The following is a 26,585-nucleotide window of genomic DNA, read 5'->3' on the forward strand; positions in this document are numbered from 1 at the left end:
TGAGATATCACACGCATCCATCGGAAGTCTGATCCTCGAATCGCGGGGCCGTCGGTGCGCGCCGCTAGGCTGGAGGCATGCCCTCGAAACCCCTGCGCATCGCGACGGTGAACGTCAACGGCATCCGTGCCGCCTTCCGCAAGGGAATGGGCGCCTGGCTCGACAGCCGGGAGGTCGACATCCTCGCTCTGCAGGAGGTGCGCGCCTCCTCCGAAGACCTCCAGGGGCTCCTCGGCGACGAGTGGGACATCGTGCACGACCCCGCCACCGCCAAGGGGCGCGCGGGCGTCGCGATCGCCAGCCGGCATCCGCGGGCGGAGATCCACCGCGTCGAGCTCGGCGCGCCCGACTTCGACAGCGCCGGACGTTGGCTGGAGGCCGACTACGAGGTCGGCTCGACGGTCATCACGGTCGTGAGCGCCTACGTGCACTCCGGCGAGGCCGGCACCGGGAAGCAGGACGCCAAGTACGCCTTCCTCGACGCGATGGAGGCCCGCCTCCCGAAGCTCGTCAAGCACAGCGAGCACGCGGTCGTCATGGGCGACCTCAACGTGGGCCACCGGAAACTCGACATCCGCAACTGGAAGGGCAACGTCAAGAAGGCGGGCTTCCTCCCCGAGGAGCGCGCATACTTCGACCGCATCCTGGGCGCGGAGGACGACGCGCGCTACAACGACGGCGCCGGCCTCGGCTGGGTCGACGTGGGCCGCAAGGCGGCGGGCGAGGTCGACGGCCCGTACACCTGGTGGTCGTGGCGCGGGCAGGCCTTCGACAACGACACCGGCTGGCGCATCGACTACCAGCTCGCCTCCCCCGCGCTGGCGGCGACGGTGAAGAACTACGCGGTGGACCGTGCGGCCGCCTATGACGAGCGATGGTCGGACCACACCCCCGTGGTCGTCGACTACGGCGTCTAGCATCCGCACCCCTCTCGACCCGAAAGCAGTGACATGAGCACACTCCCCCGCCTGTACTCCGGCATGCAGCCGTCGGCGGACTCCCTCCACCTCGGCAACTACGTCGGCGCCCTCCTGCAGTGGAAGGAGCTGCAGAGCACGCACGACGCGTTCTTCTCCGTCGTCGACCTGCACGCGATCACGGTCGCGCAGGACCCGGCCGAGCTCCGCGAGAAGACGCGCCGCACCGCTGCGCAGTACATCGCCGCGGGCATCGACCCGTCTGCCTCCACCCTGTACGTGCAGTCGCACGTTCCCGCCCACGCGCAGCTCGCCTGGGTGCTGAACACGATCACCGGGTTCGGCGAGGCCTCCCGGATGACCCAGTTCAAGGACAAGTCGGCCAAGCAGGGCGCGGACGCGACCTCGGTCGGGCTGTTCGCGTACCCGGTGCTGATGGCCGCCGACATCCTCCTCTACGACACGGAGATAGTGCCGGTCGGCGACGACCAGCGCCAGCACGTCGAGCTGACCCGCGACCTCGCCGAGCGCTTCAACAGCCGGTTCGGCGAGACGTTCGTCGTGCCGCAGGCGATGATCCTCAAGGACGGCGCGCGCATCTACGACCTCCAGAACCCGGAGTCGAAGATGTCGAAGTCCGCCGAGTCGGGCGCCGGCATCGTCTGGATGCTCGACGAACCGGACGTGACGCGCAAGAAGATCATGCGCGCGGTCACCGACACCGACGGCGTCGTGTCCTTCGACCGCGCGGGCAAGCCGGGCATCTCCAACCTGCTCAGCATCTACTCCGCCTTCACCGGCCGCGCCGTGGCCGACATCGAGCTGGAGTACGACGGCAAGGGCTACGGCGACTTCAAGAAGGGCCTCGTGGAGGTCGTGGTGGAGACGTTCGGCCCGATCCGGGAGCGCGCGCTCGACCTGCTCTCCGACCCGGCCGAGCTCGACCGCATCCTCGCCGGCAACGCGCAGCGGGCAGGCGAGGTCGCCGAGCGGACGCTGGCGAAGGCCTACAACGCGATCGGCCTGCTGCGACGGGCGCACTGATGCCTCCGGCCCCGGTGGAGCTGGCGGGCGGCCCTGTCGTCCTGTCGGCGCCGGCGGAGGCCGACGTCGACCGGATCGCGGAGTTCTGCCGCGATCCGGAGGTCGCCGCCTGGACGACCGTGCCCTCGCCGTACGACCGCGCCGACGCGGAGCGGTTCGTGACCGGGATCGTCCCGGACGGCTGGGCGAGCGGGCGGGAGTGCACGTGGGCACTCCGCGACGCGGAGACGCGCCTCCTGCACGGGATGATCGGGCTTCACCACCTCCACGACGGCGAGGGCGAGGTCGGCTACTGGCTGTCCGCCGCCGCGCGCGGGCACGGCTGGATGGCCGCCGCGCTCGACCTGGTGCTCGACTACGCGTTCGACGCGTCGGCTGGGCTGGGACTCCAGCGCGTCGTCTGGCACGCCTACGCGGGGAACGTCGCGAGCGCCGCCGTCGCCCGGCGGGCCGGTTTCCAGTGGGAGGGCGTCGCCCGGCACGGCGTGCAGCACCGCGGCGTCCGGCGCGACGACTGGCAGGCCGCGCTCCTCCCCGCCGACCCGCGGCGACCGGCGGACGGCTGGCCGGCGTTCACGGCCGCGCAGGCGGCGCGGTGACCGTTCCGCGCGTCGTGCTCTTCGACCTCGACGACACCCTGTTCGCGCACCGCGCCGCGGTGTCGGTGGGCATCCAGCGCTACGCGGGCCTGCTCGGCGAGCCGTACGGCACGATGGAGGCCGCCGACCTGACCACGCTCTGGCACGACCTGGAGGAGGAGCACTACCACTCCTACCTCGCGGGCCGGCTCGACTTCGAGGGGCAGCGCCAGGCGCGCGCCCGCGACTTCGCCGCCCGGCACGGCGTCGAGCTGAGCGACGCCGAGGCGAGCGCCTGGTTCGCGGACTACTTCGAGCACTACGTCGCGGCCTGGTCGCTGCACGACGACGCCCTCCCCTGCCTGGACGCGCTGGCGGCCGTGATCCCGGGCGTGCGGTTCGGGCTCATCACCAACGGCGACCTCGCCTTCCAGCGCCGCAAGGTGGAGGCGGTCGGGCTCGACACCCGCATGGAGCACCTGATCGCCTCCGGCGAGGTCGGCGTCGCGAAGCCGGACCCGCGCATCTTCGAGCACGCCTGCTCGGTGTTCGGCGTGCGGCCGTCCGACGCGGCCTACGTGGGCGACCGCCTCCGCACCGACGCGATCGGGGCCGCCGCGGCCGGCCTGACCGGCGTATGGCTGAACCGCCGCGGCGACGTCCCGACGCCCGAGGACGCGGCCGAGGCCGCCCGGGTCGGCGTCCTCACCCTGACCTCACTCGCCGCCGCCCCGAACGCACTCGTCGCCGGAACGAACTGACAGAACACGCCGTCCGGCGGGCGTGCTCGGCGGCGTGTCCTGTCAGATAGATGGGCTAGTTGCCCTTGGTGCAGGTCTGCTGCGCGGCCGTCTGACCGGTGACGTTCGACGGGAGGCTGACGGCCGAGGAGGTCGGGGCCGGCGTGCTGCCGCTCGCGGCGCTGGACGTCGCGCTCGGCGCCGGCGTCGCGGGCGTGCTCGGTGTGCTCGACGGCGACGCCGACGGGGTCGGGGTGGCCGACTCCGTGCCGTTGCCGGTCGTTCCGGTGAGCTGGACCGGGGTGTCGTTGGCGAGCGCCTGCTTGAGGGCGTCCACGCCCGTCGGCTCGGGGACGACGCGGTTGACGTTGCTGGGGTCCGTCATCGCCGGGTACTGGAGGAACACGAAGTCGCTCAGTGGCACGCTCTTCAGCGCGAGACCGATGGAGACCAGAGTGGTCGGCGAGGAGAGCGTGTCCGAGAGCGTCAGGTTGGAGGTCGCGGCCTTCGCCAGCGTGAAGAGCGTGAGCGGATTGCTCAGCACGCCCGCGCTCGTCACCTTGCGCAGCAGCGACGAGAGGAACAACTGCTGGTTGCTGATCCGGCCGAGGTCGCTGCCGTCGCCGACGCCGTGGCGGCTGCGGACGAAGGCGAGGGCCTGGCTGCCGACGAGGGTCTGCTGGCCGGCCGGCAGATTGAGGCCGACGTACGGGTCGGTGAGCGGCGTCGCGAGGCAGACGGTGACGCCGCCGACGGCGTTGGACATCGCCGAGACGCCGTCGAAGCTGATCTCCGCCGCGTACGGGATGCTGAGGCCGGTGAGCGCCTCCGCCGTCAGCACGACGCACGAGAGTCCGCCGGTCGAGAGCGTGGTGTTGAACTGCGCGCTGTCCTGGGGCGAGGTGGAGCCGCCGCCGGACGTCGGGCACGAGGGGATCGGCACCATCAGGTCGCGCGGGATGCTGATGACCGTGGCGTGCTGGTGGTCCGCCGACAGGTGCAGGATCATCGTCACGTCGTTGTTGCCGGCGCCCGAGCTGCCCGCGAGCTCCTGCGAGCTGGAGAACTGGCCGCCCTGGCCGGTGCGGGTGTCCGTGCCGGCGAGGAGGATGTTGACCGCGCCGGACTCCGCGCCGACACTGGGCACGGTGACGGCCTTGCCTGCCGCGGAGACGAGGTGGATGGACGGCTTCAGCGATCGGACGGTGTCCTGCACGGCGTACGCGCCGACGGCGCCGGCGGAGATGACGAACACGGCCACTGCCGCGGCGAGCAGGCGCATGACGGGTCCGCGCGCGCGCCGCTTCGACAGTCGGCCGTGCCGCACCGGAAGCGGCCTCTCGACCGAAGAATGCCTCATCCTTCCACGGTAGGGGTGGAGTCTGCGCGAAACCTTTCCCGCAGGTGAGGAGTCTGCAAGGATCCTCACGCACCACGCGCGAGCGCCGCCCGGCGGGAGCCGGACGGCGCTCGGTGGCACTGCGCAGGGACTACTTCACGTCGTCGTCGACCCAGTCGAACGTCTTCGTGACGGCCTTCTTCCACAGGCGCAGCTGGCGGTCGCGCTCGGCGGCCTCCATCTTCGGCGTCCAGCGGCTGTCCTCCTGCCAGTTCTTGCGCAGGTCGTCCAGGTCGCTCCAGAAGCCGACCGCGAGGCCGGCGGCGTAGGCGGCGCCCAGGGCGGTGGTCTCCGCGACGACCGGGCGCACGACCGGCACGCCGAGGATGTCGGCCTGGAACTGCATGAGGGTGTTGTTGGCGATCATGCCGCCGTCCACCTTCAGCTCCTGCAGGTCGACACCGGAGTCGGCGTTGACCGCGTCCAGCACCTCGCGGGTCTGGAAGGCCGTGGCCTCCAGGACAGCGCGGGCGATGTGGCCCTTGTTGACGTAGCGCGTCAGGCCCACGAGGGCGCCGCGCGCGTCCGCCCGCCAGTACGGCGCGAACAGGCCGGAGAACGCCGGCACGAAGTACGCGCCGCCGTTGTCCTCCACGGTCTTCGCCAGGTCTTCGATCTCGGGGGCACTGGAGATGATGCCGAGGTTGTCGCGCAGCCACTGCACCAGCGAACCGGTGACGGCGATCGAGCCCTCCAGGGCGTAGTGCGGCTTGTCGTCGCCCAGCTTGTAGCCGAGCGTCGTCAGGAGGCCGTTCTTGGAGTGGACGATCTCCTCACCCGTGTTGAAGATGAGGAAGTTGCCGGTGCCGTAGGTGTTCTTGGACTCGCCCGGATCGAACGCGGCCTGGCCGAACGTGGCCGCCTGCTGGTCGCCGAGGATGCCCGCGACGGGGACCTCGCGCAGCAGGCTGGACGCCTCCACCGTGCCGTAGACCTCGGAGGAGGCCTTGATCTCCGGGAGCATCGACCGCGGGACGCCGAACGCCTCGAGGATGTCGTCGCGCCAGGTGAGGGTCTCCAGGTCCATGAACATGGTGCGGGAGGCGTTGGTCACGTCGGTGGCGTGCACGCCGCCGTCGGGACCGCCGGTCAGGTTCCAGAGCACCCAGGCGTCGGTGTTGCCGAACAGCAGGTCGCCCCGCTCGGCGCGCTCGCGCGCACCCTCGACGTTCTCGAGGATCCAGGTGATCTTGGTGCCGGAGAAGTAGGTCGCCAGCGGGAGGCCGACATCCTGCTTGAAGCGCTCGACCCCGCCGTCCGCGGCGAGGCGGTCGACGATCGGCTGCGTGCGGGTGTCCTGCCAGACGATGGCGTTGTAGACGGGCTCGCCGGTGTTCTTGTCCCAGACCACCGCGGTCTCGCGCTGGTTGGTGATGCCCACCGCGGCGATGTCGTGACGGGTGAGGTCTGCCTTGGACAGCGCCTGGCCGATGACCTCGCGCGTGTTGTTCCAGATCTCGACCGGGTTGTGCTCGACCCATCCCGCCTTCGGGAAGATCTGCTCGTGCTCCAGCTGTCCGCTCGACACGATCGACCCGGACTTGTCGAAGATGATCGCTCGGGTGCTCGTGGTGCCCTGGTCGATAGCGACGACGTAGTCGGCCATACGTAACTCCTTTGTTTGGGGGTGGGACTGAAGAGGGCCGGTCGGGGTCTCCCCCGGCCGGCCCCCGGGTGTTACTTGGTGAGGATGGGGAGCAGCAGCAGTGCGAGCCAGCCGGCCAGCAGACCGCCGATGATCGGGCCGACGACCGGGATCCAGGAGTAGGACCAGTCGCTGGGGCCCTTGCCCCGGATGGGCAGGACGGCGTGAGCGATGCGCGGGCCGAGGTCACGCGCAGGGTTGATCGCGTACCCCGTCGGACCACCGAGGCTGGCGCCGATGCCGACCACGAGGAGGGCGACGGGCAGGGCTCCGAGGGCGGCGAGGCCGGCAGCGGTGCCGGGCTGGTGGCCGAAGGCGATGACGACGAACACCAGCACGAAGGTGCCGATGATCTCCGTCACGAGGTTCCAGGCGTAGCTGCGGATCGCCGGGCCGGTGGAGAAGACGCCGAGCTTGTTGCCCGGGTCCGGCTCCTCGTCGAAGTGCTTCTTGTACGCCAGGAACGTCAGGCAGGCGCCGATGAACGCGCCGACCAGCTGGGCGACGATGTACAGCAGCACTGTCACGAAGTTGACCGGCACCAGAGTGTGCGCGGCTGCACTTCCGAACGCCTTGGCTCCGTTGGCGACCAGGCCGAGCGTCACGGCGGGGTTCAGGTGCGCGCCCGAGTTGTAGGCGACATTGACACCCGCGAAGACCGCAATGCCCCAGCCGAAGTTCACCAGGAGGAACCCGCCGTTGAAGCCCTTGTTCTTGATCAGGGCGACGTTCGCGACGACACCGGTACCGAGAAGCACCAGCATTGCCGTTCCGCACAACTCTGACAGGAAATCAATACCGATATTGTCCACGTTGACCTTCCAGTTGTTCAGTTGACCCGCACCCTGTCGTGCGATGGTGTTGGCTCTCGCCAGGGGGCGTTCGAACGCTATTGCGGTCGGGTCCGCCTGGGCAAGGACCGTTCTATGCACGTTCGTGCATTATCGGAGCGCCGCGGCCTCGCTCCCGTCCCCCGACGTCAGGTTCACCCGGTGGGCGGCTGCCAGTTCCGCTTGGAACGCATCTTCCTCCTCCGACCGCCGATTTGGCGACCATGCGAGCGCGTTTGCGACGATTTCGCCGACCTCGCGGACCAGCGGGATCGAGACCGATCCCGTGAACGCGAGACTCGTGCGGCGGAGGAACACGTCGGAGAGGTGCGCGACCCGCTCGGTGCGCGCGAGGTGGTCGAGCTCGGCGCGGGAGTACTCGGGCGCTGCGGCGAGCGGAGCGTCGGCGCCCTCCCAGGCCGTGATCGCGTCGATGACCGATGCCGCCGTGGTGCCGTAGCGGTGCAGCAGCACGCTCGCGCGGGCGGCGCCCACGTCGGCGCCGTAGCGGGCGACCCAGTCGCGCTCTGCCTGCGGGGTGGTCGGGAAGCCGGCGCCGCCGCCGATCGGCAGGCCGAGGGTGGCGACCGTGCGGGGCATGCCCAGGGCCTCCAGCGTCTCGTTCGCGAGGTGCTCGCTGAGCGCGCGGAACGTCGTCCACTTGCCGCCGACGAGGCTGAGCACGGTGGTGTCGCCGAGGCCGGCGATCGTGCCTGCCACGATCCGGTAGTCGCGGGAGACGAAGCCGGGCGCGGTGTCGTCGTGGTGCGGCAGCGGGCGCACGCCGGAGAAGCTGTAGACGATCTGCTCGCGGGTGACCGGGATCGTTGGGAAAACGTGCGAGACCAGCTCGATGAAGTAGTCGATCTCCTCCTCGGTGCACACCGCGGGGACCGACAGGTCGGCTTCGAGGTCGGTGGTGCCGACCATGACCTTGCCCTTCAGCGGGTAGATGAGGACGATGCGGCCGTCGTTGTTCTCGAAGAAGATCTCCCGGCCGTCGCAGGCCTCCAGCAGCTCGGGGTTGTCGAGCACGATGTGCGAGCCCTTGGTGCCGCCCATGAACTGCGTCGGCCGGCCCAGGGCCGCGTTGGTGAGGTCGGTCCAGGGGCCGGAGGCGTTGACGACCACGTCGGCGGCGATGGTGAACTCGTCGCCGGTCTCCCGGTCGCGCACCAGCACGCCGCCGTCCTGCGCCCCGACCGCCTCCAGGTAGTTGGCCGCACGGGCGTGCGGGCCCGCGGCCAGTCCGTCGGCGAGGACATCGAGCGCGAGCCGCTCCGGGTCGTGCACCGAGGCGTCGAAGTAGGTGGCCGTGTACTTCAGGCCCGGGTTGAGCTTCGGGAGGGTCTCGAGCGACTTCCGGCGGCCGTGGAAGCTGTGCCGCGGCACGCTGCCGCCCTCGCGCGAGAACGTGTCGTAGATAGTCAGGCCGGTCTTGATCAGGAACGCGCCGCGCTCCTTCGGCTTGCCCTGCTTGTGGGTGAGGAAGCGCAACGGCGCAGCGAGGATGCCGGAGAAGGTGGAGTAGATCGGGATGGTGGTCCGCAGCGGCTTGACGTAGTGCGGGGCGATCTTCAGCAGGCCGTTCCGCTCGGTCACCGACTCCTTGACCAGCCGGAACTCGCCGTTCTCCAGGTAGCGGATGCCGCCGTGGATCATGTGGCTGGAGGCCGCGGAGGCGCCGGACACGAAGTCGTTGCGCTCCACGAGCACCACGTCGACGCCCTGCAGGGCGAGGTCGCGGAACGTGCCGAGCCCGTTGATGCCGCCGCCCACGACGACGACCTGCGCGCTCGGGCGCTCGCGCAGCTGCTGGATCTCGGGGCGGACATTCGACTTCGTCGTCACGGTTACTCCTGGAACTTCTACTGAACGGCGGTGGGTTTCGCTATAGTCTTCGATGCCGGCACAACTTCGATCAAGCCGGATGCACATACGTGCAGCGCCACCTCCAACACTCGCCCGAACCCGGAAGGCGGTCCCCGAATGTCCGCGCCCGACACCCAGAGCCTCCCCGAGAAGGTCCGCGACGCCCTCAAGGCGGGCCACCTCTATTACATGCAGGACCTGACGATGGAGGCCATCGCCCACGAGATGCACACCTCGCGGTCCAGCGTCTCCCGCCTCCTCTCCTATGCGCGCGCGTCCGGGCTGGTCACCATCCAGATCGCCCAGCCGCACGAGGGCGCGACGCGCGTGCAGCAAGACCTGCACGCCCGCTACGGCATCGGAGCGCACATCGTCCCGATGCCGAGCGCGATCAGCGACGTGGACCGGCTGGAGCGCGTCGCCATCTCGGCTGCACGGATTCTCGACCGCTTCATCGACTCCAACACCACCGTCGGGGTCGCCTGGGGCTCGACGATGAGCGCGCTGAGCAGGCACCTGATCCCGAAGGATCTGCACAACGTGGAGTTCGTGCAGCTCAACGGGGCGGGCAACACCTATACGACGGGTGTGCTCTACGCGTCGGAGATCCTGCGCCGCTTCGGCGACACCTACTCCGGGACGATCCAGGAGTTCCCGGTCCCCGCGCTGTTCGACGACCCGCAGACCAAGCAGGCCATGTGGCGCGAGCGCAGCACCCGGCGCATCCTCGACATCCAGGAGCGGATGGACGTCGCCCTCTTCGGCCTGGGCTCGCCGTTCTCCGAGGTGCGCTCGCACGTCTACGCCGGCGGCTACCTCGACGCGGACGACTACGCGTCGCTGGACACGTCGCGGGTCGTCGGCGACGTCGCCACGGTGTTCTTCCGCGAGGACGGCAGCCACCACGGCATCCCGCTGAACGAGCGGGCCAGCGGGCCGGACATCGACCTCATCAAGCGCGTGCCGCGCCGGGTGTGCATCGTCTCCGGACCGTCGAAGGTGCACAGCCTGCGCGGCGCGCTGGCGGCCGGGCTCATCACCGACCTGATCGTGGACGAGGGCACCGCCCGTGCGCTGGCCGATGTGGCTGATCCCCTGGAGCCGGAGGCCCCGGTCGCAGCTTGACGAATCCGATGCATGGCATTGCTATGCACGCATGCATCAACCGCTATCACTTTACGAACAGCCCATCGAGTTGGTGTTCCCCCACCACTTCAACCCCGACGGATCGCGCGACCGCGGACCAGCGAGACGAAGGAGCTTGCCCTTCAACAACTAGGAAAAGCCGCACAGACCTGTCGTCGGCACGGTAGTGGTGCGCGTACTCCGCAAGTTGACCAAGCCCGTACCGGAGTTGATCTCGTTCGTTCATCAGCGTCAGGCTCTTCACTTCAACCAGAACGAGAACATCGTCGTCAATCCAGGCAACATCGAAAGGCACGTCAGATGCCCGCGGGCTCAACGGGACGATTCCGCGAGAGAGAGCGGCATCGGCCACCGCTCGCTCTATCCTGCGATGTGCTCTCAGCCCCCGACCGTAAGCGTCCGACTGCAGGTGCCTAGAGTCAGCAACCGTTCGCGGTCGCGGTACCAACTGCATATCCGCTCCGCAGTACGCACGGCCCACTTGTTGCTGTAAGGAGTGGCGCGCGTAAACATCTCCGATGGGCCAGACCCGGAAAACCGGTAGCCATAACTCGGGACGAACCGCCGGGGCACCGTCAGGGCGACCGCGAGGGACGGGATTTCGACGAGCCAAACGTCCCGTGGGATGCACGCCTACCAGCGGGTCGAATTGATCGAGCACGAATTCACCCAGGTAGCGAAACCTTCCGGATCCAATTGGTTCGAATACACGCAGAGCTCTACCTTCGCGTAGCTGAGCTACGAGAGCACGATTGCGAGGTTCTCTCAGCTCTTCTTCGGATCGCTCTGCCATCCCCAGAACCGCGAGGGCACCGTCTTCTGTCCACGCGAGGCCATTGAAGCCTCGTCTTTCTGTTCCGAAGACGAAGACGTGAGGAGTCAATGCCGATCGGCTTATCGCACCGGACCGATCCCCACCGAATCGATCATGCAATTCCGACCTTCGCACGACATCACCCACTGAGATGCCCCACCTGCGCTTGAACGCAGCGGAGCGGCCGCGGCGCATGGCGGTGCGAAGCGCCAGAAAGAAGTCGTCAGGCATAGCCTGCAAAGAGCGGGACCCAAGCGGTCCCTTCCATCCCACGCGGTGTAGGTCCGGCCACCTCACCGGACGAGACAGAAAGATCTCGTCGAATTTGACAGATAGTTCGATCCAGTGTGGACCGAGGCTCTTTTCGGCAAGCGAGGCGAAGAGGACGTGGCCCAGCGCTGTAATCCCTCCTGTCGAGCCAGCGTGTCGCAGAGCGATTGAGTCACCGGCCGCAGGAATCGCTGGCTCTCCCATGTCGTCGGCTTGACCATCGACCGGCGTTTGGATTCGGACCCGCCGCAACCCTTCGAAGGAATGTCAATATCCAGGACGTCCGGATGCCACGTCGTCACAGAACTCAGGGAATAGTTCGCGCCATCCGGCGTTGATCTAGACTCGACAACAGAAGAACGTGCTCCGGGGTCGGTGAGAGTCCGAACCGGCGGTGACAGTCCGCGAGCGGGAGGCGAGGGCCCCCTGCCGAGCCGGTGGAATTCCGGCACCGACGGTAATGCGTGCAGGCGAGAGTCTGGGCGCTCAGTCCGGATGGGAGGCGCACGTCGGCGGTCGGTGACGACCGTCGCGAACGCGGGCTTTCCGCTTCAGTGACCCCGGCACCACGTCTCGACGGCAACGAGAGACAGGACGACGCCCGGATGACCCGGACTGGAGAATGGGAAGCCGCGATGCGCACCGCGCTGCGGCTCGCCGAGGGCGGCCCCGCCACCGGCGTGAACCCGCGCGTGGGCTGCGTGATCCTCGACGCCGAGGGCCGCACGATCGCGGAGGGCTTCCACCGGGGCGCGGGCACCGCGCACGCGGAGGTCGACGCGCTCAGCAGCCTCCCCGAGGGCGGCGCGCGCGGCGCGACCGCCGTCGTGACGCTGGAGCCGTGCAACCACTGGGGCCTCACCGGGCCGTGCTCGGAGGCGCTGATCGCCGCCGGGGTCGCCCGCGTCGTGTACGCGGTCGCCGACCCGGGCCGCCACTCCAGCGGAGGGGCCGAGCGACTCAGGGAGGCCGGGGTCGAGGTGGTCGGCGGCGTGCTCGCGGACGAGGCGGAGCTCTTCCTCGGCGACTGGCTGACGGCCGCGCGCCTCGGCCGGCCGCACATCACGGTCAAGTGGGCCAGCACCCTCGACGGCCGCACCGCCGCCGCCGACGGCACCAGCCGCTGGATCACCGGGGCCGCTGCCCGGCAGCGGGTGCACGAGCAGCGGGAGGCCTCCGACGCGATCGTCGTCGGCACCGGCACCGTCCTGGCCGACGACCCCAGCCTGACCGCGCGCGGCGACGCCGGCGAGCTGCTCGCCACGCAGCCGACGCCCGTCGTCGTCGGGACGCGCGCCGTGCCGAAGGACGCCGCGGTGTTCCGGCACCCGCACCCCGTGATCTTCGAGGGCACCCACGACCTGCACGAAGTCGTCGCGGACCTCCACCAGCGCGGCTTCCGCCGGGTCTACGTGGAGGGCGGCCCGACCCTCGCGAGCGCGTTCGTCGCCGCGGGGCTCGTGGACGAGTACGCCATCTACCTCGCGCCGTCGCTGCTCGGCGGCCCGAAGCTCGCGCTCGGCGACATCGGCGCCGAGACCATCGGCGACCAGCGCAAGCTGCGCATCCTCGACGTCGAACGACTCGGCGTCGACCTGTACCTGCGGGCCGTGCCCGTCCCGACCACCCACCAGGAGGCGTGAGCGTGTTCACCGGAATCATCGAAGAGCTGGGCGAGGTCGTCGCCGTCGAGCGCGACGCCGACGCGATGCGGATCACCGTGCGCGGCCCGCTCGCCGTCAGCGACGCCGGGCACGGCGACTCCATCGCGGTCAGCGGCGTCTGCCTCACCGTGATCGGCCAGGACGCCGAGACGTTCACGGCCGATGTGATGGCCATGACGCTCGTGATGAGCACGCTCGACGACGTCACGCCCGGCCGGCGGGTGAACCTGGAGCGCGCCGCGCAGGTCGGCGACCGGCTCGGCGGCCACATCGTCCAGGGCCACATCGACGGCACCGCGACCGTGCTCTCCATCGAGGACGGCAGCGCGTGGCGCGTGGTCCGGCTCAGCCTCGACCCCGCGCACGCGCCGCTCGTCGCGCGCAAGGGCTCCATCGCCATCGACGGCGTCTCGCTCACCGTGAGCGACGTCGGCGGCGGGCGCGAAGAGGGCTGGTTCGAGGTCTCGCTCATCCCGGAGACCCTCACCGCCACGACGCTCGGCGACCGGGTCCCCGGCGACCGCGTGAACATCGAGACCGACATCCTCGCCCGGCACGTCGAGCGGATGCTCGCGCTCGAGCCCGACTTCGCCGCCCGCTTCTCCCCCGACACCGAAGCAGCCACCCAGACGCTGACAGAACGGAGTGCGTCATGACGCTCGCCACCATCCCCGAGGCCCTCACGGAGCTGCGCGCCGGCCGGCCCGTCATCGTGGTCGACAACGAGAGCCGCGAGAACGAGGGCGATGTCGTCATCGCCGCCGAGCTCGCCAGCCAGGAGTGGATCGCCTGGACCGTGCGCAACTCGTCCGGCTTCATCTGCGCGCCGATGACGAACGAGATCGCCGACCGCCTCGAACTGCCGGTGATGGTCGCGAACAACGAGGACGCCCGCGGCACGAACTATACGGTGAGCGTCGACGCCGCCAACCGGCTCTCCACCGGCATCAGCGCGGCCGACCGCGCGCACACCCTGCGCGTGCTCGCCGACTCCGAGTCGACGCCCGCCAGCCTCCACCGCCCCGGCCACATCATGCCGCTGCGCGCGGTGGACGGCGGCGTGCGGGAGCGCGACGGCCACACCGAGGCCGCGGTCGACCTGCTGAAGCTCGCCGGATTGAACCCCGTCGGCGCGATCTCCGAGATCGTCGCGGACGACGGCGAGATGATGCGCCTCCCCGGCCTCCTGGAGCTCGGCGAGCGCGAAGGCGTCCTGGTGATCACCATCGAGGCGCTGATCGCGTACCTGCAGGAGTTCCACTGCGACCAGCAGCTCGCCTCCCCCGCTCCCATCCCGGAGTCGTCGCGGGTGATCTTCGAGGTCGAGACGACCGTCCCCACCACGAACGGCACGTTCCGGATGCGCGCCTACCGCGACCGGATGACCGGCGCCGACCACGTGGCCATCGTCTCGGGCACACCCGCGGCCGAGGGCACGCTCGTCCGGGTGCACTCGGAGTGCCTGACCGGCGAGGCGTTCGGCTCGCTCAAGTGCGAGTGCGGACCGCAGCTCGACGCGGCGCTCGGCACCATCCAGCGGGAGGGCGGCGTCGTCGTCTACCTGCGCGGGCACGAGGGCCGCGGCATCGGCCTGATCAACAAGCTGCGCGCCTACAAGCTCCAGGAGGACGGCCTCGACACGCTCGACGCCAACCTGGCGCTGGGCCTGCCGATCGACGCGCGCGACTACGGCGCCGCGACGGCCATCCTGCAGGACCTCGGCATCGAGTCGGTGCGCCTGCTGACCAACAACCCCGAGAAGGTGCGCCAGCTCGAGGAGCACGGCATCACGGTCGAGGAGCGCGTGCCGCTCGTCGTCGGCGTCGGCGTGTTCAACGAGGGCTACCTGGAGACCAAGCGCGACCGCATGGGTCACGTGATCGACGAGATCGACCCGGACGACGAGCCGGGCGCAGCCGCCGTGGCGGCGGAGAGGACAGCACGATGAGCGGAGCCGGAGCGCCGAAGGCGACCGAGGCCGTCGACGGGAGCGGCCTGCGGGTCGTCATCGTCGCCGGTACCTGGCACGAGCAGATCACGGACGGCCTGATCGCGGGCGCGACCCGGACGCTGGAGGCCGCGGGAGCGGACTACTCGCTCGTCCGCGTCCCCGGCAGCTTCGAGCTCCCCGTCGTCAGCAAGGCGGCGCTGGAGTCCGGCGCCGACGCGGTGGTCGCGCTCGGCGTGATCATCCGCGGCGGCACCCCGCACTTCGAGTACGTCTCGGCGGCGGCCACCGACGGCCTCACCCGGGTGGCGCTCGACACCGGCAAACCGGTCGGCTTCGGCGTGCTCACGCTGGACGACGAGGCGCAGGGCATCGACCGCGCCGGCCTCCCCGGCTCCAAGGAGGACAAGGGCGAGGAGGCCGCGCACGCGGCGCTCGCGACGGCGATCGCGCTGCGGGAGCTGCGCGCGTAGGGGTTCGTGCCGGAGGCTACGGCTTCCAGACCATGAGCACGACCACGGCGACCAGCAGCAGGCTGGCGACGCCGGAGCCGGCGGCGATGGCGGGATACGTCGAGGCCTCGCCGCCCTGCGCGGTGTCGGCGGCCTTGAGCGACTCCGCGGCGCGGCGCATGGTCGGGACGACGAGGAACAGCGTCAGCCCGAGCGCGATCACGTAGAGGACGATCGACCAGAGGATCCACGGCGTCACGATGGTGAGGTCGTACTTCTTGTCGGCCAGCCCCATGACGCCGAAGCCGAAGAAGACCACGAGCAGCGACAGCAGCGAGATCAGGTTGGTCGACTTGGCGAGCACCTCCACCTGGCCGGCGTTGCCCGCGCGCACGGCGCGCATCGCCGTCATCGGCAGGATGGCCATCGGCCCCACGATGAACACAGCGGACACGACGTGCAGGACGGCGAAGAGGGTTTCCATGCCCTCAGCCTATCGAGCGGCGCGAGCGCCCCGATTCGGCCGGGCCACGCGTCCCGGCTCTATCGAGGGGCACGTCGTTGTCACTTCCGCACGCGAAAAATGACAACAACGTGCCCCTCGCGCGTGCTCAGTCGAGGAAGCTGATGCCGTCGACCGCGGGGAAGTCCTTGTACTTCTTGACCAGGTCGGCGGCGGTGATGACAGACGTCGGCATAATCCAGCACTGTAGCCCGCACCAGGGACTTTGCCGCAGTGTCAGCAAACCGGCAGCCCGCAGGAAGTACGGTCGAAGCAGCATCCCGAATCTCCTGTCGAAGGACCCCCCATGAGCACCGACACCACCGCCGCTCCGCGCCGCCGTTCGCCCTTCGCCCGGCGGGAGGCGGACAGCGGACCGCGCGCGCGGTTCAGCCAGCTCCTCCCCTACCTGCTCGAGCACCGCGGCGTGCTCTCGTTCGTCGTCGTGCTGAGCGTGCTCGGCGCCGCGGCGAGCCTGGCCCAGCCGCTGCTGGTCAGCCAGGTGATCACCATCGTGGGCAAGGGCGAGCCGTTGGGCGGGATCGTCTGGGGGCTCGTCGCGCTCGTCGTCGTCTCCGCGCTGATCTCGGGCTACCAGCACTACCTCCTGCAGCGCACCGGCGAGGGCGTCGTGCTGTCGTCGCGCCGCAAGCTGGTGGCGCGGATGCTGCGCCTGCCGATCAGCGAGTTCGACACCCGGCGCACCGGCGACCTGGTGTCGCGCGTCGGCTCGGACACCACGCTGCTGCGTGCCGTGCTCACCCAGGGACTCGTGGAGGCCATCGGCGGCGCGCTGACGTTCATCGGCGCGCTCATCGCCATGCTCATCATCGACCCGGTGCTGCTCGGGCTGACCGTGCTCGTGGTCGCCGTCTCCATCGTCGTGGTCACGCTGCTGTCGGGTCGCATCCGGGTCGCCAGCCAGAAGGCGCAGACCAAGGTCGGCGACCTCGCCGCCGCGGTGGAGCGCGCGATCAGCTCGGTGCGGACGATCCGCGCGGCGAACGCGACGGACCGGGAGCTCGCGGCGGTGGACGCCGACGCGACCGGAGCCTGGAAGATGGGCATCCAGGTCGCCAAGATCTCCGCGCTCGTGGTGCCGGTCGCGGGCATCGCGATGCAGGTGTCGTTCCTGGTGGTGCTCGGCGTCGGCGGCTTCCGGGTCGCCAGCGGTGCGATCACCGTCGCGAACCTGGTGGCGTTCATCCTCTTCCTGTTCATGATGATCCTGCCGCTCGGCCAGGCGTTCGGCGCGATCACCGCCGTCAACTCGGCGCTCGGCGCGCTCGGCCGCATCCAGGAGATCCTCGACCTCCCCACCGAGGACCAGCACGACCGCGAGATCGCGCCGCTCGGGATGACCGTCGGCGTCGCGAACGAGGGGCTCGCGCCGCACGCGCCGGCGATCGAGTTCGTGGACGTGGAGTTCGCCTACCCGTCGTCGCCGGAGCGCGACGAGCCGTCCGTCGTCGCCCCCGCCCCCGCCGACGCCGAGCGCATCGCCCTCGGGGCGTTCGGCGGCGTCGACGTGGTCGCCGAGGCGGAGACGGCGGCCGGGCTCGGCGCCGACACCGCAGCCGCGACGCACGGCGGAGTGCTGCACGGCGTGAGCTTCACGGTGCCGCGTGGCAAGCGCACGGCGCTGGTCGGCCCGTCCGGCGCGGGCAAGTCGACCATCCTCGCGCTGATCGAGCGGTTCTACGACCCGGAGGCCGGGCAGGTGCGCTTCGGAGGGATGGACATCCGGACGCTCGACCGCGTCGCGTTGCGCTCCAACATCGGCTACGTCGAGCAGGACGCTCCGGTGCTCGCCGGCTCGCTGCGCGACAACCTGAAGCTCGCGACGCCGGACGCGACCGACGAGGAGTGCGTCGACGTCCTCCACGCCGTCAACCTCACCGAGGTGCTGGAGCGCAGCGACCTCGGCCTGGACGCGCCGGTCGGCGAGGACGGGATCATGCTCTCCGGCGGCGAGCGTCAGCGGCTCGCGATCGGCCGCGCGCTGCTCGCCGCTCCCCCGGTGCTGCTGCTGGACGAGTCGACCTCCAGCCTCGACGGCCGCAACGAGCAACTCATGCGGGAGGCGATCGACGCCGTCGCCGAGGACCGCACCCTCCTGGTGATCGCGCACCGGCTCTCCACTGTCGTGGACAGCGACCAGATCGTCGTCCTCGACCACGGCCGCGTCGTCGGAGTGGGAACCCACTCCGAACTCGTCTCCAGCACCCCCCTCTACCGAGACCTAGCGAAGCACCAACTCCTCGTCTGACCCTCAATCTCTCCCGGACTTATGTACGCGACACGCCGGTCGCAGGCGTACACAAGTCCGGAAGAGATTGTTGGGGTTACGCGTGGAGGTGGTAGCGGAGGGAGGCGAGCTCGGCGCGGAGGGCGGCGGGGACGCGGGTGCCGAAGCGGTCGAAGTACTCCTCGGTGAGGTCGCACTCGGCCAGCCAGCTCGCGCGGTCGACCTCGAAGAGCTCGGCGACGTCCTCGGCCGGGAGGTCCAGGCCGTCGAGGTCGAGCTCCTCGACCAGCGGGAGGCGGCCGATCGGCGACGACGCGGCGCCGGCCGTGCCCTCCACCCGGCGGGCGATCCACTCGATCACGCGCGAGTTCTCGCCGAACCCTGGCCACAGGAACCGGCCGTCGTCGCCCTTGCGGAACCAGTTCACCTGGAACACCGCCGGCGCGTTCGAGCCGAGCTTCTCGCCCACCTCGAGCCAGTGGCCCCAGTAGTCCGCCATGTTGTAGCCGCAGAACGGCAGCATGGCGAACGGATCGCGGCGCAGCTCGCCGACCGTGCCCTCGGCCGCAGCCGTCTTCTCGGACGAGATGGTCGCGCCGATGAACACTCCGTGCTTCCAGTCGCGGGCCTGCGCCACGAGCGGCACGTTGGTGGCGCGGCGGCCGCCGAACAGGATGGCGTCGATCGGCACGCCGTCGACCGCGTCCCAGTCGTCCGCGATGCTCGGGCACTGCGCGGCCGACACGCAGAACCGGGAGTTCGGGTGCGCAGCCGGGCGTCCGCTCTCGGGTGTCCAGTCGTTGCCCTGCCAGTCGATCAGGTGCGCGGGCGGGGTCTCGGTGAGGCCCTCCCACCACACGTCGCCGTCGTCGCGGAGCGCCACGTTGGTGAAGATCGTGTTGCCCCAGAGGGTCTCGACCGCGGTCTTGTTGGTCAACTCGCCTGTCCCCGGCGCGACGCCGAAGAAGCCCGCCTCGGGGTTGATGGCGCGCAGCCTCCCGTCAGCGCCCTGCCGGAGCCAGGCGATGTCGTCTCCGATGGTCTCGACCTTCCAGCCCGGGATGGTCGGCTGCAGCATGGCGAGGTTCGTCTTGCCGCACGCCGACGGGAACGCCGCCGCGAAGTGGAACGGGCGCCCCTCGGGCGAGGTGACCTTGACCAGCAGCATGTGCTCGGCCAGCCAGCCCTCGTCGCGCGCCATCGCCGACGCGATCCGCAGCGCGAAGCATTTCTTGGCCAGGATGGCGTTGCCGCCGTAGCCGGAGCCGTAGGACCAGACCTCCCGCGCCTCCGGGAACTGGACGATGTACTTGGTGGTGTTGCACGGCCAGGTCACGTCGTCGTGGCGCACACCGGCGTCGTCGATCAGCGGCGCGCCGACGCTGTGCACGGTCGGCACCCAGGGCTGCCCGGCGTCGATGAGGTCCAGCACCGCGCTGGTCACGCGGGTCATCAGCCCCATGCTGACCGCCACGTACGCGGAGTCGGTCAGCTCGACGCCGACCTGCGAGATCGGACCGCCGAGCGGGCCCATCGAGAACGGGACGACGTACATCGTGCGGCCGCGCATGCTGCCGGCGAAGACCCCGCGCAGCTCGGCGCGCATGCCCTCCGGCTCGCGCCAGTTGTTGGTGGGGCCGGCGTCCTCTTCTTTGAGGGAGGAGATGAATGTGCGGTCCTCGACGCGGGCGACGTCGCCCGGGTCGGTCCGCGCGAGGAAGCTGTTCGGGCGCCACTCCGGGTTCAGCCGGATGAGCTTGCCCTCGGCGACGAGCTCCTTGGTCAGCCGGTCGGCCTCCCCTGGCGTGCCGTCGCACCAGACGATGCTCTCGGGCTCGGTGAGTTCGGCGATCTGGGCGACCCAGGCGCGGAGGCCGGCGAGGCCGGTCGGGCGGTTCGGTGCGGTGGCGGGTGCAGGCGTCTGGCGTGCGGCCGGGGTGGAGGCCGCAGGGTACGCGTGCGTCTCGTGGTCGGCGTCGGCGTCGTGTGCCTGGTCGGTCAGCGGGAGCTCGGCGATGGACATTCCGTCGTCCTCTCGGTTGGAAAGATCGGTGCGTGAATCCAGGATCGAGCAGGATTCATGCCCGCGGGTGAGAATCAGCACGTAAAGAATCGCGATTCTTTCGCTATTGTGAAGGGATGGACTCCCTCGCCACCGAAGCAGCAACCGCCGACGTCGCCACCCTCGGGCACCGCATCCGGCACTTCCGCACGCAACGCGGTCTGACGCTGGATGAGCTCGGCGCCGCCGCCGGCGTCGCCGCCAGCCAGCTCTCGCTGATCGAGAACGGCAAGCGCGAGCCGCGCGTCTCCCTGCTCGGCACGCTCGCCGCCGCGCTCGGCGTCCCGCTCGCGGAGCTGCTGTCGGCCGAGCCGCCGGACGCCCGCGCTGGGCTGGAGATCGAGCTCTCCCGCGCCCAGAAGGGCTCGCTGTACGGCTCGCTCGGCCTCCCCGCGGTCAAGCCGACGAAGGGCACGCCCACGGAGACGCTGGAGGCCTTGGTCGGCCTGCACCGCGAACTCGCCCGCCGCGCCAGCGAGGCGATCGCGACCCCCGAGGAGGCCAGGCGGGCGAACACCGAGCTGCGCGAGCGGATGCGCGCGCAGGACAACTACATCCCCGACATCGAGAAGCTCGCCGAGGAGCAGGTGCGCGCCTCAGGCCACGTCCGCGGCGCGCTCACGCACCGCGAGGTCAGCGTGATGGCCGAGGAGCTCGGCTTCGAGCTCATCTACGTGGACGACCTCCCGCGCTCCACCCGCTCGATCACGGACCTGGAGAACGGCCGCATCTACCTGCCGCCGGCCTCCATCCCGGGCGGCCACGGCCTCCGCTCGATGGCGCTGCAGGCGATGGCGCACCGGCTCCTCGGCCACGAGCGCCCAGCGAGCTACGCGGACTTCCTGCGGCAGCGGCTGGAGATCAACTACTTCGCGGCGTGCGCGCTGATGCCGGAGGCCGCGGCGGTTGCGTTCCTGCAGCAGGCCAAGAAGGAGAAGGACCTCGCGGTCGAGGACTTCCGCGACGCGTTCGGCGTCACCCACGAGGCGGCGGCGCTGCGCCTGACCAACCTGGCGACCCGACACCTGGACATGCCCCTGCACTTCCTCCGTGTCGGCGACGACGGCACGCTCTACAAGGGCTACGAGAACGACGGCCTGCCCCTCCCGACCGACGTCACCGGCTCCATTGAGGGTCAGACGGTCTGCCGCAAGTGGGGAGCCCGCAACGCGTTCGCGCGCACCAACCGCACCACGGAGTTCTACCAGTACACCGACACCCCCGCCGGGACGTACTGGTGCTCGACCCAGACCGGGAGCACGGCCGACGGCGGCTACTCGATCAGCGTCGGCGTGCCGTTCGACCAGGCCAAGTGGTTCCGCGGCAGGGAGACGACGGCGCGGGCCGAGTCCCGCTGCCCGGACGAGTCGTGCTGCAAGCGGCTGGCGACCGAGCTGACCGGCCACTGGTCGGGCAAGGCGTGGCCGAGCGCGCGCCTGCACGCGCACATCCTGTCGCCGCTGCCGTCGGGGTCGTTCCCCGGGGTCGACGACTCCGACGTGTACACGTTCCTAGAGGCGCACTCCGGGATCTGACCGCCGGCACATTCGTGCCGAATGTCGCCTTTCGCCGCGCCGGAACGACGATTCGTGCCGAATGTCGTTTCTTGGCGGAGCGACGATTCGTGACGAATCGCGCGCGGTTACTTCGGCTGCATGCGGATGGCGCCGTCGAGGCGGATGGTCTCGCCGTTGAGCATCGGGTTCTCCACGATCGACCGCACGAGTTGCGCGTACTCCGCGGGGCGCCCGAGCCGCGACGGGTGCGGCACCTGGGCCGCCAGGGAGTCCTGCGCGGCCTGCGGGAGCCCGGCCATCATCGGCGTCTCGAAGATGCCGGGCGCGATGGTGACGACGCGGATCAGGCTGCGGGCGAACTCGCGGGCGAGCGGCAGCGTCATCGCGGCGACGCCGCCCTTCGACGCCGAGTAGGCGGGCTGGCCGATCTGGCCGTCGAACGCGGCGACGGAGGCGGTGTTGACGATGACGCCGCGCTCCTGGCCGCCGGGAACATCCTGGCCGAGCGGTTCGGTCTCCGCCATCGCGGCCGCGGCGAGGCGCACCACGTTGAACGTGCCGATCAGGTTGACCCGGATGACGCGCTCGAAGCTCTCCAGCGGGAGGACGCCGTCGCGGCCGAGCACCTTCTGGGCGGTGGCGATGCCGGCGCAGTTCACCACGATCCGCAGGGGGCCGAGCGAGCCTGCGGTGTCCACGGCGGTCTGCACCTGCTCCTCGTCCGTGACGTCGGCGGCGACGAACCGGGCGTGCGGGCCGAGCGCGACGGCGGCCTTCTCGCCCTCCGAGCTGGGCAGGTCCAGGATGACGACGCGCGCGCCGGCCTCCGTGAGCGCCCGGGCGGTGGCGTTGCCGAGGCCGCTGGCGCCGCCGGTGACGAGCGCCGAACATCCGTCGATCTGCATGGGTGATCCTTTCGAGAGGGTGCTACAGGCGTTCGATGAGGGTGGCGTTGGCGGTGCCGCCGCCTTCGCACATGGTCTGGAGGCCGAAGCGGCCGCCGGAGGCCTCCAGCTCGTTCAGGAGGGTGCCGAGCAGGCGCGTCCCGGACGAGCCGAGTGCGTGGCCCAGCGCGATCGCACCGCCGCGCGGGTTCATCCGCGCCGGGTCGGCGCCGAACTCGCGCAGCCACAGCAGCGGCACCGGCGCGAACGCCTCATTGACCTCGTAGGCCGCGATGTCCTCCAGCTTCACGCCGCTGCGGTCGAGGAGTTTGCGCGTCGCGGGGAGGATGCCGGTGAGCATGAACAGCGGGTCGCTGCCGGCCACGGCGAACGAGTGGAAGCGGGCGCGCGGCCGCAGTCCCAGCCGCGCCGCAGCCTCCGCGCTCATGATCAGCGCCGCCGAGGCGCCGTCGGTCAGCGGCGACGAGTTGCCCGGCGTGATCCGCCAGTCGAGCTGCGGGAAGCGCGCGGCGAGCCGGTCGGTGCGGAACGACGGCGACAGCGCCGCCAGCTTCTCCGCGGTCGTCCCGGGCCGGATGGTCTCGTCCGCGACGACGCTCCCGCTGTCCGGCGTCGGCACGGGCACGAGCTCGCTCTCGAACGCGCCCGAGGCCGCCGCCTCCGCCGCCCGCCGGTGCGATTCGGCGGCGAACGCGTCGAGCTCCTCGCGTGGGAACCCCCAGCGCTCGGCGATCAGCTCCGCCGAGACACCCTGATTCACCAGGCCCTCCGGATAGCGGGCGTGCAGCAGCTCGCCGCCGAGGGACGCGCCGCCGAGGTTGGAGCCCATCGGCGCCCTGCTCATCGACTCCACCCCGCAGGCGATCACGATGTCGTAGGCGCCCGCGATCACCCCCTGCGCGGCGAACGCGGCGGCCTGCTGGCTGGAGCCGCACTGCCGGTCGATCGTCACCCCCGGCACGGTCTCGGGGAAGCCGGCGCTCAGGAGGGCCGTGCGCGCGATGTTGCCGGCCTGCTCCCCCGACTGCGTGACGCACCCGGCGATCACATCGTCCACGAGAGCGGGGTCGAGGCCGTTGCGGTGCACGAGCTCGGCCAGGACCCCGGCGAGCAGGTCGGCCGGGTGGAGGTCGGAGAGCTCACCGCCCGGTTTGCCGCGCCCGGAGGGCGTGCGGACGACGTCGACGATGACGGCTTCGGTGGCCATGATGGTGCGCTCCTCGGCTCGGTGATGGAATCGGCTCGGTGGCGGGAATCAGACGCTGAACGGGTCCGGCGTCAGGGTGTACTTGGTGCTGAGGTACTCGTGGATGCCCTCCAGGCCTCCCTCGCGCCCCAGCCCCGACTGCTTCACGCCGCCGAACGGCGCAGCGGCGTTGGAGACGACGCCCACGTTGAGCCCCATCATGCCGGTCTGCAGCCGGTCGATCATCCGCTGGCCGCGCGCGAGGTCCTTCGTGAACACGTAGGACACGAGCCCGAACTCGGTGTCGTTGGCGATCCGCACCGCCTCGTCCTCGTCGCGGAAGCGCACGATCGACAGCACGGGGCCGAAGATCTCCTGCCGCAGGATCTCGCTGCCCGCGCGCACGTCGGTGACGACGGTGGGCTCGAAGAACGTGCCGGGCCCGGAGACGCGCGAGCCGCCCGCGAGCACCAGGGCGCCGCGCGAGACGGCGTCCTCCAGCAGCTCTGCGGCCTTGTCGACGGCGTCCGCGTTGATGAGCGGGCCGATCGTGACGCCGGCCTCGGTGCCCCGGCCGATCTTCATCGCCTTCACGCGGTCTGCGACCCGGCGGGCGAACTCGTCGGCGACGTCCTCGTGCACGATGAACCGGTTGGCGGCCGTGCAGGCCTCCCCGATGTTGCGGAACTTCGCGAGCATCGCGCCGTCCACCGCCCGGTCGAGGTCGGCGTCGTCGAACACCACGAACGGGGCGTTGCCGCCGAGCTCCATCGAGGTGCGCAGGACGTTCTCCGACGCCTGCTGCAAGAGTCTGCGGCCGACCTCGGTGGAGCCGGTGAACGACAGCTTGCGGAGGCGCGGGTCGGCGATGATCGGGGCGGAGACCTTCCCAGAGGTGGAGGTCGTGATCACGTTGAGCACGCCGGCGGGGAGGCCGGCGTCCTCCAGCAGGCGGGCGAAGTACAGCGTCGTCAGCGGAGTCAGCTCGGCCGGCTTCACGACAACGGTGCAGCCCGCGGCGAGCGCCGGCGCGATCTTCCTGGTCGCCATCGCGAGCGGGAAGTTCCACGGCGTGATCAGGAAGCACGGCCCGACCGGGTGCTGCGACACGATCATGCGGCCGGTGCCCTCGGGGTTGGTCCCGTAGCGGCCGGCGATGCGCACGGCCTCCTCGGAGAACCAGCGCAGGAACTCGCCGCCGTAGGTGACCTCACCGTTGGACTCCGCGAGCGGCTTGCCCATCTCCAGCGTCATCAGGAGGGCGAACTCCTCCCGGCGCTCCTGCAGGAGGTCGAAGGCGCGGCGCAGGATCTCGCCGCGGGCGCGGGGCGGGGTGGCCGCCCACGCGTCGGCGGCGGCCACCGCGGCGTCGAGTGCCCGCGCGCCGTCCTCCACCGACGCGTCGGCGATCTCGCGGATGAGGTCGCCGGTCGCCGGGTCGTAGACCTTCAGGGTGCCGTTCGATCCCGGCAGCCACTCGCCTCCGATGAACAGGCGGTCGGGCACACGCTCCAGCAGGGTCTTCTCGTCCATCGTCACTCCTCGTCTCGTGTCGTGCTGTCGGGTGTCCCCGCCGTTGCGCTCATTCCTCCACCGCGGACTCCACCAGCGGCACACTGCGGTGCTCGATCGTGGTCTCCAGCGCGATGACCGTGGAGGTGCGGCTGATGCCCGGCTCGCTGAGGATGCCGCTGATCACCCGCTGCAGGTCGGCGTTCGAGCGCGCGACGACCCGGATCAGCAGGTCCCCTGCCCCGGTCACGGTGTGCACCTCCAGGACCTCGGGGATGCCCCGCAGGTGGTCGATCACGGAGAGGTCGCTCTGGGCGATCTCCGCGGTGATGAACGCCGTGACGGGGAAGCCGAGCCGGAGGCTGTCGATCGTCGGCGCGAAGTCCTTGATCACCCCCGTGCGCTGCAGCCGGTCGAGCCGGGCCTGCACGGTGCCGCGCGCGACGCCGAGCCTCCTCGAGGCCTCGAACACGCCGAGCCTGGGCTCCTCCGTGAGCAACGCGATGAGGTCGGCATCCAGCCTGTCGATCATGCGGGCACTCCTTCGCTCCTCGCACATCGTACGACCCGCCGGTCGCGTCTCCTACAGGCTGACCGAAGCTCCCAGGAAGGGAAGAGCAGCCTGCTTGAAGGCGCGGGCACTGAGTGCCGTGATGTGGTTGCGGCGCGGCAGCAGCACCAGCTCGGCGCCGAGCAGCCGGGCCGCCTCGTCGGCGTCCCCGGCGACCGGGTCGGCGTCGCCCGCCACCACGAGGGTCGGCACCGTCGAGGCCAGCGGCAGCGGATGCTGCGCCATCCCGGCAGCGCACGCGGCGAGGGCCTCGCGGTCGACGCCGGGGGCCTCGCGCAGGGAGGCCAGGAGCGGCGCCAGCGGGGCGTCGGCCGGCAGCCTGTCCGCGCCCTCCAGGATCGCCCGCCGCACGGCCTCCACGCCCCAGTGGGCGAACTGCTCGACCGTGCCGACCCCGCCGACCACGAGGCGGCGGACGCGCTCCGGCGCCAGGCCGACGAGGGCCAGGGCCACCCAGCTCCCCATCGAGTACCCGATGACGTCGACGCGGTCGAGGCCCTGCTCGTCCAGCACGGTCAGCAGGTCCTCCGCCAGCAGGTCGGGCGAGTAGGCTGCCGGGTCGTGCGGCGCGTCGGAGGCGCCGTGGCCGCGCAGGTCGGGAACGATCGCGCCGCGGCCCGCCGCGGCGAGCGCGGCGACCCAGCCGGTGGACTCCCAGGTGAGCGCGCCGGTGGTGGCGAAGCCGTGGATCAGCAGGACGGGGTCGGCCCCGGGATGGCGTTCGACGTGGATGCGCATGGTCCCATCCTCGCCGATCGCGGCC

At 70.6% G+C, this 26,585-nt stretch carries 24 protein-coding genes; 11 read left to right on the forward strand and 13 right to left on the reverse strand.

Annotation, left to right across the window (positions count from 1 at the left end; all coding sequences use genetic code 11):
• The first annotated feature begins 77 nt into the window (after positions 1 to 77).
• From ACFQ9V_RS00590 to ACFQ9V_RS00605, 4 genes are read left to right on the forward strand one after another with little or no spacing between them, the layout of a single operon-like run.
• The gene (locus ACFQ9V_RS00590; protein ID WP_382457243.1) at positions 78 to 917 is read left to right on the forward strand and encodes an exodeoxyribonuclease III; all 840 of its coding nucleotides are present in this window, start codon (positions 78 to 80) and stop codon (positions 915 to 917) included.
• A gap of 33 nt (positions 918 to 950) precedes the next feature.
• A complete protein-coding gene (gene trpS, locus ACFQ9V_RS00595) occupies positions 951 to 1,961 on the forward strand; it encodes a tryptophan--tRNA ligase (protein WP_382457244.1) in 1,011 nt (336 codons plus the stop codon).
• Entirely contained in the window at positions 1,961 to 2,560 is a 600-nt protein-coding gene (locus ACFQ9V_RS00600; RefSeq protein ID WP_382457245.1) for a GNAT family N-acetyltransferase, read from the forward strand. Before trpS ends, ACFQ9V_RS00600 begins: the two co-directional genes overlap by 1 nt.
• Positions 2,557 to 3,300, forward strand: coding sequence for an HAD family hydrolase (locus ACFQ9V_RS00605; protein WP_382457246.1), 744 nt, complete (start codon positions 2,557 to 2,559; stop codon positions 3,298 to 3,300). The genes ACFQ9V_RS00600 and ACFQ9V_RS00605 overlap by 4 nt, the downstream gene beginning before the upstream one ends.
• 55 nt (positions 3,301 to 3,355) lie before the next feature.
• Here the strand turns inward: ACFQ9V_RS00605 and ACFQ9V_RS00610 are convergent, their stop codons facing one another.
• The 4 genes from ACFQ9V_RS00610 to ACFQ9V_RS00625 form a co-directional block, all read right to left on the reverse strand.
• Complete coding sequence (locus ACFQ9V_RS00610) at positions 3,356 to 4,639, reverse strand: LCP family protein (protein WP_382457247.1); 1,284 nt, start codon at positions 4,637 to 4,639, stop codon at positions 3,356 to 3,358.
• A gap of 130 nt (positions 4,640 to 4,769) precedes the next feature.
• A complete protein-coding gene (gene glpK, locus ACFQ9V_RS00615) occupies positions 4,770 to 6,284 on the reverse strand; it encodes a glycerol kinase GlpK (protein ID WP_382457248.1) in 1,515 nt (504 codons plus the stop codon).
• Between the two features lie 71 nt (positions 6,285 to 6,355).
• Positions 6,356 to 7,135 (reverse strand): MIP/aquaporin family protein, encoded by a 780-nt coding sequence (locus ACFQ9V_RS00620; RefSeq protein WP_382457249.1) that lies wholly within the window; start codon positions 7,133 to 7,135, stop codon positions 6,356 to 6,358.
• Positions 7,136 to 7,264: 129 nt separating this feature from the next.
• Positions 7,265 to 9,004: a glycerol-3-phosphate dehydrogenase/oxidase gene (locus ACFQ9V_RS00625; protein ID WP_382457250.1), complete on the reverse strand. Its 1,740-nt coding sequence runs from the start codon at positions 9,002 to 9,004 to the stop codon at positions 7,265 to 7,267.
• 138 nt (positions 9,005 to 9,142) lie between these two features.
• Here ACFQ9V_RS00625 and ACFQ9V_RS00630 point away from each other — a divergent pair, with 138 nt between their 5' ends.
• Positions 9,143 to 10,150 carry a sugar-binding transcriptional regulator gene (locus ACFQ9V_RS00630; RefSeq protein WP_382457251.1) on the forward strand — a complete coding sequence of 336 codons (1,008 nt, stop codon included), beginning with the start codon at positions 9,143 to 9,145 and terminating at the stop codon, positions 10,148 to 10,150.
• 46 nt (positions 10,151 to 10,196) lie between these two features.
• On the opposite strand, the gene ACFQ9V_RS00635 is transcribed toward ACFQ9V_RS00630, so the two are convergent.
• Entirely contained in the window at positions 10,197 to 10,523 is a 327-nt protein-coding gene (locus tag ACFQ9V_RS00635) for a hypothetical protein (RefSeq protein WP_382457252.1), read from the reverse strand.
• A gap of 1,367 nt (positions 10,524 to 11,890) precedes the next feature.
• On the opposite strand from ACFQ9V_RS00635, the gene ribD reads away from it, so the two are divergent.
• From ribD to ribH, 4 genes are read left to right on the forward strand one after another with little or no spacing between them, the layout of a single operon-like run.
• The gene (gene ribD / locus ACFQ9V_RS00640) at positions 11,891 to 12,898 is read left to right on the forward strand and encodes a bifunctional diaminohydroxyphosphoribosylaminopyrimidine deaminase/5-amino-6-(5-phosphoribosylamino)uracil reductase RibD (protein WP_382457253.1); all 1,008 of its coding nucleotides are present in this window, start codon (positions 11,891 to 11,893) and stop codon (positions 12,896 to 12,898) included.
• 2 nt (positions 12,899 to 12,900) lie between these two features.
• Entirely contained in the window at positions 12,901 to 13,575 is a 675-nt protein-coding gene (locus ACFQ9V_RS00645; protein ID WP_382457254.1) for a riboflavin synthase, read from the forward strand.
• A complete protein-coding gene (ribA, locus tag ACFQ9V_RS00650; RefSeq protein ID WP_382457255.1) occupies positions 13,572 to 14,867 on the forward strand; it encodes a GTP cyclohydrolase II in 1,296 nt (431 codons plus the stop codon). Before ACFQ9V_RS00645 ends, ribA begins: the two co-directional genes overlap by 4 nt.
• A complete protein-coding gene (gene ribH, locus ACFQ9V_RS00655; RefSeq protein ID WP_382457256.1) occupies positions 14,864 to 15,340 on the forward strand; it encodes a 6,7-dimethyl-8-ribityllumazine synthase in 477 nt (158 codons plus the stop codon). The genes ribA and ribH overlap by 4 nt, the downstream gene beginning before the upstream one ends.
• 16 nt (positions 15,341 to 15,356) lie before the next feature.
• On the opposite strand, the gene ACFQ9V_RS00660 is transcribed toward ribH, so the two are convergent.
• Both ACFQ9V_RS00660 and ACFQ9V_RS00665 read right to left on the reverse strand, forming a co-directional pair.
• A complete protein-coding gene (locus ACFQ9V_RS00660) occupies positions 15,357 to 15,803 on the reverse strand; it encodes a DUF2269 family protein (RefSeq protein WP_382457257.1) in 447 nt (148 codons plus the stop codon).
• 127 nt (positions 15,804 to 15,930) lie between these two features.
• Positions 15,931 to 16,101 carry a hypothetical protein gene (locus tag ACFQ9V_RS00665; RefSeq protein ID WP_382457258.1) on the reverse strand — a complete coding sequence of 57 codons (171 nt, stop codon included), beginning with the start codon at positions 16,099 to 16,101 and terminating at the stop codon, positions 15,931 to 15,933.
• A gap of 27 nt (positions 16,102 to 16,128) precedes the next feature.
• Here ACFQ9V_RS00665 and ACFQ9V_RS00670 point away from each other — a divergent pair, with 27 nt between their 5' ends.
• Complete coding sequence (locus ACFQ9V_RS00670) at positions 16,129 to 18,090, forward strand: ABC transporter ATP-binding protein (RefSeq protein WP_382457259.1); 1,962 nt, start codon at positions 16,129 to 16,131, stop codon at positions 18,088 to 18,090.
• Positions 18,091 to 18,166: 76 nt separating this feature from the next.
• On the opposite strand, the gene ACFQ9V_RS00675 is transcribed toward ACFQ9V_RS00670, so the two are convergent.
• Entirely contained in the window at positions 18,167 to 20,092 is a 1,926-nt protein-coding gene (locus ACFQ9V_RS00675) for a phosphoenolpyruvate carboxykinase (GTP) (RefSeq protein WP_382457260.1), read from the reverse strand.
• Between the two features lie 116 nt (positions 20,093 to 20,208).
• On the opposite strand from ACFQ9V_RS00675, the gene ACFQ9V_RS00680 reads away from it, so the two are divergent.
• Positions 20,209 to 21,666, forward strand: coding sequence for a helix-turn-helix domain-containing protein (locus ACFQ9V_RS00680; protein ID WP_382457261.1), 1,458 nt, complete (start codon positions 20,209 to 20,211; stop codon positions 21,664 to 21,666).
• Positions 21,667 to 21,773: 107 nt separating this feature from the next.
• Here ACFQ9V_RS00680 and ACFQ9V_RS00685 read toward each other — a convergent pair whose 3' ends face one another.
• The 5 genes from ACFQ9V_RS00685 to ACFQ9V_RS00705 are packed head-to-tail and all read right to left on the reverse strand — an operon-like array spanning position 21,774 to position 26,560.
• Complete coding sequence (locus ACFQ9V_RS00685; RefSeq protein WP_382457262.1) at positions 21,774 to 22,553, reverse strand: 3-hydroxyacyl-CoA dehydrogenase; 780 nt, start codon at positions 22,551 to 22,553, stop codon at positions 21,774 to 21,776.
• A gap of 22 nt (positions 22,554 to 22,575) precedes the next feature.
• Positions 22,576 to 23,760: a thiolase family protein gene (locus ACFQ9V_RS00690; protein WP_382457263.1), complete on the reverse strand. Its 1,185-nt coding sequence runs from the start codon at positions 23,758 to 23,760 to the stop codon at positions 22,576 to 22,578.
• A 48-nt stretch (positions 23,761 to 23,808) separates the two neighbouring features.
• On the reverse strand, positions 23,809 to 25,272 hold the full coding sequence (locus tag ACFQ9V_RS00695) for an NAD-dependent succinate-semialdehyde dehydrogenase (protein WP_382457264.1): 1,464 nt from the start codon (positions 25,270 to 25,272) through the stop codon (positions 23,809 to 23,811).
• A gap of 49 nt (positions 25,273 to 25,321) precedes the next feature.
• Entirely contained in the window at positions 25,322 to 25,783 is a 462-nt protein-coding gene (locus tag ACFQ9V_RS00700; RefSeq protein WP_382457265.1) for an Lrp/AsnC family transcriptional regulator, read from the reverse strand.
• Positions 25,784 to 25,834: 51 nt separating this feature from the next.
• On the reverse strand, positions 25,835 to 26,560 hold the full coding sequence (locus tag ACFQ9V_RS00705; RefSeq protein ID WP_382457266.1) for an alpha/beta fold hydrolase: 726 nt from the start codon (positions 26,558 to 26,560) through the stop codon (positions 25,835 to 25,837).
• Positions 26,561 to 26,585: the final 25 nt, after the last annotated feature.

This window comes from Leifsonia sp. NPDC056665, assembly GCF_042791795.1.
Classification (GTDB): Bacteria; Actinomycetota; Actinomycetes; order Actinomycetales; family Microbacteriaceae; genus Leifsonia.

Excerpts from the sequence above, each read along its gene's own strand:
- ACFQ9V_RS00590 (WP_382457243.1), top strand. The coding sequence starts at position 78 with ATGCCCTCGAAACCCCTGCGCATCGCGACGGTGAACGTCAACGGCATC.
- trpS (WP_382457244.1), top strand. The coding sequence starts at position 951 with ATGAGCACACTCCCCCGCCTGTACTCCGGCATGCAGCCGTCGGCGGAC.
- ACFQ9V_RS00600 (WP_382457245.1), top strand. The coding sequence starts at position 1,961 with ATGCCTCCGGCCCCGGTGGAGCTGGCGGGCGGCCCTGTCGTCCTGTCG.
- ACFQ9V_RS00610 (WP_382457247.1), bottom strand. The coding sequence starts at position 4,639 with ATGAGGCATTCTTCGGTCGAGAGGCCGCTTCCGGTGCGGCACGGCCGA.
- glpK (WP_382457248.1), bottom strand. The coding sequence starts at position 6,284 with ATGGCCGACTACGTCGTCGCTATCGACCAGGGCACCACGAGCACCCGA.
- ACFQ9V_RS00630 (WP_382457251.1), top strand. The coding sequence starts at position 9,143 with ATGTCCGCGCCCGACACCCAGAGCCTCCCCGAGAAGGTCCGCGACGCC.
- ribD (WP_382457253.1), top strand. The coding sequence starts at position 11,891 with ATGCGCACCGCGCTGCGGCTCGCCGAGGGCGGCCCCGCCACCGGCGTG.
- ribA (WP_382457255.1), top strand. The coding sequence starts at position 13,572 with ATGACGCTCGCCACCATCCCCGAGGCCCTCACGGAGCTGCGCGCCGGC.
- ribH (WP_382457256.1), top strand. The coding sequence starts at position 14,864 with ATGAGCGGAGCCGGAGCGCCGAAGGCGACCGAGGCCGTCGACGGGAGC.
- ACFQ9V_RS00660 (WP_382457257.1), bottom strand. The coding sequence starts at position 15,803 with ATGGAAACCCTCTTCGCCGTCCTGCACGTCGTGTCCGCTGTGTTCATC.
- ACFQ9V_RS00665 (WP_382457258.1), bottom strand. The coding sequence starts at position 16,101 with ATGCTGCTTCGACCGTACTTCCTGCGGGCTGCCGGTTTGCTGACACTG.
- ACFQ9V_RS00670 (WP_382457259.1), top strand. The coding sequence starts at position 16,129 with ATGAGCACCGACACCACCGCCGCTCCGCGCCGCCGTTCGCCCTTCGCC.
- ACFQ9V_RS00675 (WP_382457260.1), bottom strand. The coding sequence starts at position 20,092 with ATGTCCATCGCCGAGCTCCCGCTGACCGACCAGGCACACGACGCCGAC.
- ACFQ9V_RS00680 (WP_382457261.1), top strand. The coding sequence starts at position 20,209 with ATGGACTCCCTCGCCACCGAAGCAGCAACCGCCGACGTCGCCACCCTC.
- ACFQ9V_RS00685 (WP_382457262.1), bottom strand. The coding sequence starts at position 22,553 with ATGCAGATCGACGGATGTTCGGCGCTCGTCACCGGCGGCGCCAGCGGC.
- ACFQ9V_RS00690 (WP_382457263.1), bottom strand. The coding sequence starts at position 23,760 with ATGGCCACCGAAGCCGTCATCGTCGACGTCGTCCGCACGCCCTCCGGG.
- ACFQ9V_RS00695 (WP_382457264.1), bottom strand. The coding sequence starts at position 25,272 with ATGGACGAGAAGACCCTGCTGGAGCGTGTGCCCGACCGCCTGTTCATC.
- ACFQ9V_RS00700 (WP_382457265.1), bottom strand. The coding sequence starts at position 25,783 with ATGATCGACAGGCTGGATGCCGACCTCATCGCGTTGCTCACGGAGGAG.
- ACFQ9V_RS00705 (WP_382457266.1), bottom strand. The coding sequence starts at position 26,560 with ATGCGCATCCACGTCGAACGCCATCCCGGGGCCGACCCCGTCCTGCTG.